Origin of the sequence: Gaetbulibacter sp. M235 (assembly GCF_043876835.1) — a bacterium.
Classification (GTDB): Bacteria; Bacteroidota; Bacteroidia; order Flavobacteriales; family Flavobacteriaceae; genus Yeosuana.
This window is the reverse complement of the sequence record NZ_JBAWJZ010000014.1, coordinates 1-10,436: the sequence shown is the minus strand read 5'-3', so window position 1 is coordinate 10,436 and position 10,436 is coordinate 1. Positions and strand designations below refer to the sequence as shown.

Sequence of the window (10,436 nt, the reverse complement as noted above, 5' to 3'; positions counted from 1 at the left end):
AAGGCTGATATTATCAGCCTTTTTTTAAAAATAGTTATCTTATTTTAGTTAGGAATAATCACATAACCACCATCTAAATCATTGAACCAAACATCATAACTGCCTGTAGGTTCATTAAATGGTATGTTATCACCACCACCAGCTAAAACAGCTGTACCATATAGTTCAGAAGAACCCGTATATCTCCATACATTATCCCAGGTATTATCAGCCCTAATTAACATAGATCCTCCACTAGTAAGTGTAATACCATTTAAATACCATAAATGTGGGTTATTTGGATCTTGGGTAAAATCAGTGTCTGTTCCCCAACCACCTGGTGTGGCATCTCCAATGAGACCTATAGTAGGATAGGTAGCAGCTCCTGATGCATCATAAGGTTCAACGGTAAAACTACCTGATTCCCCCACAGTAGTAAAGGTATATTTGTAATAACCTGCACTAGCTACGTTAAATGTACCGGGATCTGAACCACCACCTGGATTTACTGCTAATGTGCTTCCATCATTGGTTCCCCATTGTGGTTGCCATTGTCCTAAGGTTTCTAATAATTTAAAAGCGCCAGCACCAAAGTATCCGGTAAAGAAATAAGCGTTAGGCACATCTTGATCTCTAAAAATAGGAGGGTTATTATTGTTGTTATTCCAACCAGGAGTAGTAGCATCGCCAACTAAGAATAGGTAGGGGAAAGAAACGTTATATGGTGTTACTGAAATGGTAACAACATCAGAAATTCTTTCAAGAATATCTCCATTTTCATTTGTGATTCTAGCTATTATACGAATAGCTAAATCTCCAGCTACATCAAACGGAAGTCCGGCTCCTAATGCAACGGCATTTAAATCAGATTGATTTAAAGCCATTAAAGTTTTATTTGTAAGAGCCCCAACAATTACAGGGTCTGCAAAATTTGAACCGGCTATTGATGCTTCAATAGTATAGTTAACCTCAATACCTAAAGTAGATGATAAAACAGCATCTGAAAACTCAATGTTAGTTGCAAATTCACCAGATGTAGCTAATGTAAGTACAAACGCATCATTTTCAGAAGGGCTTGTTATCTGAGGGTTTTCAATTGGATAAGTGGTCACCAAGTACAAAACAGTATTACTGTTAATGCTTCCGGCATTAACCCTTAAATAAACAGCAATGTCTCTAAATGTAGTTACACCAGCACTTCTTATGGCCGTATTTAAATCTTCAACAGTAATTGAAAAAGAATTTGTGTTGACAGTACCTAGAGTTATAGGTGCCGTAAAAGCATCATCAAGAGACATCTCAACAGTATAGGAAGAGCTACCTGTAACTTCATCATTCCATGAAACGGTAAAGGCATTGTTTGTTGGTAAACCAAAGTTTAAAAACACACTACTAATCCCAGGTTGCTGCAATGTAAAAGCAGGATCTGGTGACGTAATTATAAGGCTTTCTTCGGTATTACAGCTTACCAAAGCAAAAAGCAAGGCAAGTAGAAAAAAGCTTGGTTTTTTAATATATTTATTCATTTTTCTTTTTTTTAATGATTATAAATTTAACGGAATCATGATATAACGTCCGGTTAGATCGTTAAACCAAACATCATAATCGTCTTCAACAACCACAGGAATATTTCCTCCATTAGCAGTAGCTACCCCGGAAAAAGAAATAGTACTACCCCAAGCTGTTCCATCAGCTGAAAATGTAAGATCACCAGGTACTAGATGTACACTTAATGCATACCAGATATGGCCGTCAAAATCTAATGGGGTCATGTCTGTTGTAATTAAGCTAGATCCTTGAATAGATAATGATGTTGGACTGTCTATTCCGTCAGCATTAAAAGGCTCAAAAGTAAAAGTTTTGTTTCCAAAATCCATCGTGAATGTATAGAACCCTTCTGGGATACCATCACCTCCGCCATAAGGAAATCTTTCTGGTTCTGGAGATGAGTTTGTAGCTGTAGTACCCCAAAATGTACTTCCATCATCAGTACCATATTGTGGGTGCCATTGTCCCTTAGTTTCAATCACTTTAAAATGGCCATTAGCAAAGTAACCAGTATAATAATAAACATTACTATTATTTTCATCTCTATATAAGGCTGGGTTATTGCTGTTATTATTCCAATTTGGAGCTGTAGCATCCCCTACTAAATAATAATCATTAAACACATAGTTAAAGTATGGGTATACATTAAAACTAATACTGTTTGAAGAAACAGGTAACCCATTTTGTGTTCCTAAATTAGAAACCACTCTTGCGTAAAGCGTAGCCCATTCAAAAGGATTTAAACCGGCATTTCCTGCGGCATTGTTTAATTCAGAAACGGAAAGTGTAACAGTATTATTCCCGTTTACGGTTGCGGGTATAACACTGTTAGTAAATGCTTCATCAGCTGATAACTCCAAAGAGTAATTAATTGAAGCTTGTTGGCCATAATCGGCTTCTGTCCAATTGAAAGTTACTGCAGGGTTATTAGTATTAAATGCATCTAGCTCTATTTCTGTTATAGTTAAATCAGATAACGTAACAGGATCGGTTTCAGACACCACAAACTTATCTGTGGTATCGTCACATGAACTCAACAGCAACATTGCAAATGCTGTTAGTGTAAAAATTGATATTTTTTTCAAATTTTTCATTTTTAATTCATTTATTATTAATACCCTGGGTTTTGAGTAAGATTAGGGTTTGCAGCCATACTAGCTGTTGGTATTGGATAAACGTTGAAGTGTGAAGGAAGTGAAATTCCATTACTACCATTACCTTTCCATGCCCAGTTGTAGTTACCACCGGTGTATTTGCCAAATCTAATCAAATCTTGTCTTCTGTGAGCTTCCCAATAAAGTTCTCTGGATCTTTCATCTAAAATAAAATCTAATGTTAAATCTCCACTTGCTATCAAATTAGCGTTGTTAGCCCTTGTTCTAAGGGTATTTACGTAACCAACCGCAGTAGCTAAACTACCTCCGCCGCCTCTTAAATGCGCTTCAGCATACATTAAATAAACATCGGCTAATCTAAATAGAGGGAAGTCTGTATCAACAAATGTGGTGTGAACACCAAAACCACCAGTAGATGTAGCGTTTGAATATTTTTGAACAATGTATCCAGTATCTTTATCAGAAATATCAACGATATCAATAGGGCGATCTTCCTTAATAAGCGTATTACGGTCATCATTGTCATAAGAAGCATCCCAAAGATTGGCAAATTGTTTTCTAACTCTAAGAGCGCCTCCCCATCCACCGGCACTAACACCAACTTCAGCTCCATTTACTTCTATACTTCCAACAGAACCGTTGATCATTACGGTTGTTGGCCCATAGTTTTGAGTTGTAATACCATCTGAAACAATAGGGAAAATAATTTCGTTTTTAGCGTCGTTGGTATTATTGTCAGCCATAAAATTATAAAGATAATTCGACGCCAATGAGTAACCACTTGAAATTATTTTATCACAATAGGTTATACAATCAGCATAATGATCTGCACCAATATAAACTTGAGCATTTAGGTAGATTTTAGCTAAAATCATATAAGCCACAGCTTTATCAGCTCTACCATATTCATTTTGTCTTGCGTCTACTAGATCAGCGTCGATATCTTTTAATTCACTTTCAATAAAAGTAAAGAGTTGTGCTCTGTCATAAACTTCTGGTTGAGAATTAAGAGGAGTGTCTTCAGTTGCAAAATTAGCTTTTCCAAAGATATCCATCATATAATAATAAGCCATGGCTCTCATTAATCTGGCTTCAGCTCTATAAGCAGTTATGTCACTTCTAGTAGAAGCCGAAACGTTTCTTGAATCCAACTTCTCATTGGTGGTTTCTCTTAAGAAATTATTAGCTAATGCAATGGATAAATGGGCTCTACTGAACATACCCAATAATAATGGGTTTTGCGTAGTCCATATATTTCTTTGAAGCTCTCTGGTGCCAGGGTCATTTTCATAAGACCAAACCATTTCATCTGCAGCAAGTGTTTGAACGTATAAAAGAACACGCCCAAATTGACTGGTTCCAGCATCAATATTTTTTAGGTTGGAGTTTCCAGCGCCATCTGTTCCAGTTAAGGCTAAATTAGCATAAACACCACCTAAAACTCTTTTATAAGCTGACTCAGTTTTAAATAAATCTTCGCTTAAAATAGTTTGATCATCTTTAGGTACTATATTCAAATCATCGGTACAAGAAGATGTCAATGCAACGATAAGGAGACATATAAAACCAATAGTTTTGTTAATTTTAAATATTGTTTTCATAGTTGTTTTTTTTAAAATTTAAAATTAGCTCCAGCTAGAATATTTCTAGATCTTGGATAGATTAAATTATCAATACCTTGGGTGTTTGAAGAACTAGGAACTGATACTTCGGGGTCTAAACCACTATAATTAGTGATGGTAAATACGTTTTGAACGCCACCCCATAATCTAATGCTTTTTAATGTTTTAGTTAAATTTTTAAAAGTATATCCTAGAGTAATATTATCCATTTTTAAGAAAGACGCATCTTCAAGGTAAATGTCTGAAATAATAACGTCTGAGGTTCTTTGGAAACCTGTGTTTAACACTGATTTTGGTAAATTAGCAAGCACAGAGTTATCTAAGATTCTTTCATATTGAGATCTTGAAGAGTTTACGTTATTATAAACATAATTTCCAAGGTTTGCTCTTAAATTAAATGATAGATCGAAGTTTTTGAAATCTATGGTTGACTGGAATCCTAAAATCACGTTAGCACCTGGGCTTTCTTTTAGATAACGATCATTATCATTTATGATATTGTCACCATTTAAATCAACATAAGCACCTTCAATTGCATTTCCATTGGAATCATATAGTTGCTTAAACACACTAAAAGAATTAGGAGCTTCACCTTCTCTTAATATTTGGATATTATTTCCTGTACCACCAGAAATACCTCCGGTTCTTACATCTTGCCCCAAAGCTAGTTTTTCTATTTTTCTATCTAAGAATGTTGCGTTGAAGTTAAAATTAACATTAAAGTCGTCTTTTTTAACAACATCTGCATTTAATGAAAATTCAATCCCTTGAATTTGTAACTCTCCAATGTTTTGGATGATACTATTAGAAAAGTTAGTACCATCAGCAACAGAAGCAACAAATAATAAATCTTTTGAATTTTTTTGGAATAAGTTTAAGGAACCCGTAAGTCTTTCGTCAAATAAGCCATAATCAAGACCTAATTCAATGGTAGTGGTTTCTTCCCATTTTAAGTCAGGATTAATTTCTGATGCAATTAAAGAATTTATAACCGTATTGTTAAATTGATATTGAGAGTTTTCATTACCTGCTCTGTATCGGTTTAAGAAAATATCTTTTTCACTTACATCTTGTTGTCCTGTTATGCCATAACCGGCTCTTAGTTTTAAAGTAGAAATTGTTTTTGAATCCTTTAAAAAGTCTTCATCACTTATTTTCCAGGCTATGGCAGCAGCAGGAAAATCACCCCATTGGTTGTCTTTACTGAAACGAGAGGTTCCATCACGTCTGTAAGTTAATGTTAATAGATATTTATCAAGCACATTAAAATTGGCCCTTCCAAAGAAACCGATTAATACCACATCTGGGTCAGCGAAACTGCTCGCAAAACTTGTAGGGTTTAGTTGATTGCCCGTATCGTTTCCATGAAAAGTAAATTTTTGATAAGAATACCCAGTAGTGAATTCTGTATTTAGATTATTAAATTCTTTATTATAAGTTAGATAACCATCAAAGAGTTTATTTGTCCTTTTTTCAAAACGAAAAGTTCGGTCACCACGATACTGATTAGTTGTTGCTTCTAACGGAGAAGTGTAATTGGCTGTTTCACCCTCAGTTTCATCAATACCAAGGTTTAATACAGCCCTTAAATCTGGTAAGAAATGAAATTTATAATCTAAGTTAATATTTCCATAGGTTCTGTTAGAGTCCCCGGTATTGTTAGTTTGTAATAATCTTGCAACAGGATTTTGACCACCACTTGATAATAAACTTCCTGATCTGTGTTGATAAAAACCACCAAAAGGAGAAGTGGGGTCGTAAACAGGATGGGTTGGGTCATAGCTTAATGCAGCACTAATTTGGCCTGAATCACCAAATCTGTTATCTTCAAAAGATAAGTTAGCATTGATATTAACTTTTAAATGATCGTCAAATAACGTTGGGTTTAATGCTAAACTTAAGTTTCTTCTTTCAAATTTTGAAGTCAGAATAGCACCTTCTTGATCAGTCACACCAAAAGAAAATCTTGCTGGCAATACCTTGAAAAGAGGACCTTGTAAAGTTATGTTGTGTTGAGTAGAAACAGTGTTTCTAAAAATCTCATCCTGCCAATTGGTACTAGCGGTACCTAATAAACTTGCGTTTATTGTAGCACCATTAATGGGTTGAGATGCAATCAATTGTCTGTATTCATCACCAGAGAAAACATCTATTCGGTCTGTTAATTCTCCAAAACTGTATTGTACATCATAGGATGCACTAAATGTAGATTTTCCTTTTTTGGTAACAATGATGATAACCCCATTTGACGCTCTTGATCCATAAATAGCTGTAGCAGAGGCATCTTTTAATACAGAGAAAGAATCTATATCGTTTGGGTTGATACTGGCTAAAACACCCCTTGACCCTCTAACTCCACTATTTGTAATTGGTAATCCGTCAATAACTATAAGAGGATCGTTTGATGCATTGATAGAGGAACCCCCTCTAATTGTTATTCGTGAACTAGCACCCGGTGCACCACCTGTGGTAATGCTTACACCGGCGATACGGCCATTTAAAAGGTTCTCAGGGGTTACTATATTACCCTTTGTAAAATCTTCAGAAGTTATAGCTTCTATTGATCCTGTTGCATCTTTTTTAGTGGTAGTACCATAACCAATAACGAGTACTTCGTTTAGTTGAGCTGCATTTTCTACTAGTGCAACGTTTACTGTTGATTGCCCTGAATAGGTAATTTCAACAGAGTCATAGCCAACATAAGAAAACACAAGAATGTCGCCATTTTTTGCGTTAATTCGATATTTACCATCAAAGTCTGTTGCCGTTCCAGTAGAAGTACCTTTAATAAGGATATTTACTCCCGGCAGTAGTTCTGAAGTTGATTGTTCTGTCACTGTTCCTGTAACTGTAGTTTGTCCAAATGACCATATTGGCACAAAAAATAAAAGAAACAGCAAACTGTTTAAAGTTGTTTTCATACAATACTTTTTAAAATTAGTGTATTATTAATTAGTTTGATATATTTTCACTTCTCAAGTTAAATACAATGTAAATTTAATGTTATGTTTTAACAAATAATTATGAAATTGGCAACGAAAACGTTTGCGTGTTAACAACTTTTAAAATATTATCAACGGAAACGTTTGCATGTTGACAACTTTACCGTTTTTATAGGTGGGTTGGATAGAAAGTATTAAATTAGCTAGATTACTAGCGATTAACCTAATAAAAATACTAATTTCAATCGAGTAAAGCAAGTTTTAAATGAAGCGTAAAGTTACCCTAAAACAGATTGCGAAAGAGTTAGATGTTTCAATATCAACTGTTTCTAGAGCTTTAAGTAATAGTAAGGAAATAGGAGAAGAGACTAGACAAAAAATCCAAGCATTTGCTAAGTTTTATAATTATAAGCCTAATAATATTGCATTAAGCTTAAAAAACAGAAAAACTAAAACCATTGGGATTCTGATACCTGAAATTGTACATCATTTTTTTTCAACGGTTATCAGAGGTATTGAAGTAGTAGCTAACCAACGTGGTTATAATGTTATCATTGGATTGTCAAATGAATCCTTTAGTAAAGAAGTAATTAATATGGAGATGCTTGCAAATGGAAGTATAGATGGGTTTATATTGTCAATTTCAAAGGAAACCTTATTGCAGCAAGATTACCACCACTTTAAAGAAACCATCAATCAAGGTATTCCTATCGTCATGTTTGATAGGGTTGTAAATGAAGTTGAATGTGATAAAGTTATTGTTGATGATTTAATAGGGTCTGTTAATGCGGTGAAGAAATTGATTTCCACTGGATGTAGAAATATTGCACTCATTACAACCATGGATTACGTTAGTGTTGGTAAATTGAGAACACAAGGATATTTACAAGCATTGGAAGAAAGTAAAATACACCCGAAAGCTAGTTTGATTTTAAAGTTAGACGATAGCTTAGCGCTTGAAGAACATTTGGATGTGTTGGAAAAAGAAATTGAACAATTTTTCAAGAGCAACAATAAAATTGACGGGGTTTTTGCTGTAAATGAACTTTATGCAGTTACGGCCATGAAAGTGGCCAGAAAGTTAGATTTTAATATTCCAGAAGACATTCAGGTTATTGGATTTACAGACGGTGTTTTATCAAAACACGCAAGGCCTGGCTTAACAACTGTGAGTCAGCATGGGCAGAAAATAGGAGAACAAGCTGCTCATTTATTGATAGATAGACTTGAACTTGAAGATGATGAAGGAGAAATAGATGATTTCGAATTTGTTAAAGACATGAAGTTTAAAACAGTAGTTATTGAAACCGAATTAATTGAAAGAAACTCAACCAAATAAAATATTTATTAGAACTATTTAAATTATTTTATATATTTGACCCAATCAAAACTTATATTTTCACTTCTCAACATTGAGTTTTGATAAGTTATATGCTTATCAAATAGTAATAATTTAATTTACTATTTATGGAAAAGCGTAGGTTAAGTTTCTGGGAAATCTGGAACATGAGTTTCGGTTTCTTAGGAATACAAATGGGTTTTGCCCTTCAAAATGCTAATGCTAGTAGAATTCTTCAAATTTTCGGAGCCGATGTTCACGAGCTATCTTGGTTTTGGATAATTGCGCCTTTAATGGGGTTAATTGTGCAACCAATCATTGGGCATTATAGCGATAAAACCTGGGGTAGATTTGGAAGAAGAAAACCCTATTTTCTAGTAGGGGCTTTACTAGCTTCTATAGGATTGATATTAATGCCACAAGCTAAAATTTTTATAGCCTTTTTGCCTGCACTTTGGGTTGGAGCTGGAATGCTTATGATTATGGATGCCTCTTTTAATATTGCAATGGAGCCTTTTCGTGCATTAGTTGGTGATAATTTAAGAACAGATCAACGTACTTTAGGGTTTAGTGTGCAAACGGCATTAATTGGTTTTGGAGCCGTTATTGGCTCTTGGTTGCCATATGCTTTGAATCATTGGTTTGGGATTTCAAACGAAACTTCAGAAGGAGAAGTGCCTTTTAATTTAATTTTATCGTTTATCATTGGTGCAATAATTTTAATTGCATCTATTTTAATAACTGTTATTTCAACTAAAGAATATACTCCCGAAGAGCTTAAAAGTTTTGAAACTGAAAAGGAATCTTCTGAAGCCATGAATAATGGTGAAAATAAAGAAAAATCAAGTTTGCTTGATATTTTTGATGACTTTAGAAAAATGCCAATCACAATGAGGCAATTAAGCTGGGTGCAGTTTTTTTCATGGTTTGGCTTATTCGGCATGTGGGTTTTTGCAACACCAGCAATTGCTCAACATATCTATGGTTTGCCATTTACGGACAGTAGTAGTAAAACTTACCAAGATGCAGGAGATTGGATAGGAATTTTGTTTGGAGTTTATAATCTGGTATCGGCATTTTATGCTTTTGCATTACCATACATCGCTAAAAAAATGGGAAGAAAAAGAACACACGCTATTTCTTTAATTATAGGCGGTATAGGTTTACTTTCAATTTACATTATGCCAAATGAAAACTGGCTTATCATTTCAATGATTGGAGTTGGAATTGCATGGGCAAGTATTTTGGCAATGCCTTATGCTATTTTAGCAGGGTCAATTTCACCAAGAAAAATGGGAGTCTATATGGGGATTTTCAATTTCTTTATAGTTATTCCTCAAATTATTAACGCTTTAATTGGCGGGCCATTAGTTAAGTACGCTTATGATAATCATGCCATATTTGCATTAATGGTTAGTGGTGTAAGTTTTTTAATAGCTGCATCTTTAGTGTTTAAAGTGAAAGATGTAGATGATGTAGTGCAGTTATAAATGATGAAAAAGAAAGGATTTATTTTCGATCTCGATGGGGTTATAGTTGATACAGCAAAGTATCACTTTCTGGCATGGAAAAAATTAGCCAATAGTATTGGTGTTGATTTTACTGAAGTTCAAAACGAACAACTTAAAGGTGTTAGTCGTATCGAATCTTTACAAAAGATTTTAAGCTGGGGAAACAAAACATTGCCAGAAACCGATTTTAATAGATTGATGGCAGAAAAAAATGCCGACTATTTAAGTTATATAGCGGTTATGGATGCTTCCGAAATTTTACCTGGGGTTCTTAATAGCTTACAATATTTAATTGATAACAGTCAGCCCATAGCATTAGGCTCGGCCAGTAAGAATTCAGTAGAGATATTAAATAAGGTGAATTTATTAGAAAAGTTTGA

7 protein-coding genes are annotated in these 10,436 nt (G+C 34.4%); 3 read left to right on the top strand and 4 right to left on the bottom strand.

What is annotated here, in order from left to right:
- Positions 1 to 44 precede the first annotated feature (44 nt).
- The 4 genes from V8G69_RS15965 to V8G69_RS15950 are packed head-to-tail and all read right to left on the bottom strand — an operon-like array spanning position 45 to position 7,185.
- Entirely contained in the window at positions 45 to 1,505 is a 1,461-nt protein-coding gene (locus V8G69_RS15965; RefSeq protein ID WP_394883165.1) for a SusE domain-containing protein, read from the bottom strand.
- Positions 1,506 to 1,523: 18 nt separating this feature from the next.
- Positions 1,524 to 2,621 (bottom strand): SusE domain-containing protein, encoded by a 1,098-nt coding sequence (locus V8G69_RS15960; protein WP_394883164.1) that lies wholly within the window; start codon positions 2,619 to 2,621, stop codon positions 1,524 to 1,526.
- A gap of 17 nt (positions 2,622 to 2,638) precedes the next feature.
- Positions 2,639 to 4,243 (bottom strand): RagB/SusD family nutrient uptake outer membrane protein, encoded by a 1,605-nt coding sequence (locus V8G69_RS15955; protein WP_394883163.1) that lies wholly within the window; start codon positions 4,241 to 4,243, stop codon positions 2,639 to 2,641.
- An 11-nt stretch (positions 4,244 to 4,254) separates the two neighbouring features.
- On the bottom strand, positions 4,255 to 7,185 hold the full coding sequence (locus tag V8G69_RS15950) for a SusC/RagA family TonB-linked outer membrane protein (protein WP_394883162.1): 2,931 nt from the start codon (positions 7,183 to 7,185) through the stop codon (positions 4,255 to 4,257).
- Positions 7,186 to 7,471: 286 nt separating this feature from the next.
- Between V8G69_RS15950 and V8G69_RS15945 the strand changes: the two genes are divergently transcribed.
- The 3 genes from V8G69_RS15945 to V8G69_RS15935 all read left to right on the top strand — a co-directional run.
- Entirely contained in the window at positions 7,472 to 8,545 is a 1,074-nt protein-coding gene (locus V8G69_RS15945; RefSeq protein ID WP_394883161.1) for a LacI family DNA-binding transcriptional regulator, read from the top strand.
- A gap of 128 nt (positions 8,546 to 8,673) precedes the next feature.
- Positions 8,674 to 10,035, top strand: a complete 1,362-nt coding sequence (locus tag V8G69_RS15940; protein WP_394883160.1) for an MFS transporter — start codon at positions 8,674 to 8,676, stop codon at positions 10,033 to 10,035.
- A gap of 3 nt (positions 10,036 to 10,038) precedes the next feature.
- On the top strand, positions 10,039 to 10,436 hold a 398-nt coding region (locus V8G69_RS15935; protein ID WP_394883158.1), incomplete at its 3' end, for an HAD hydrolase-like protein.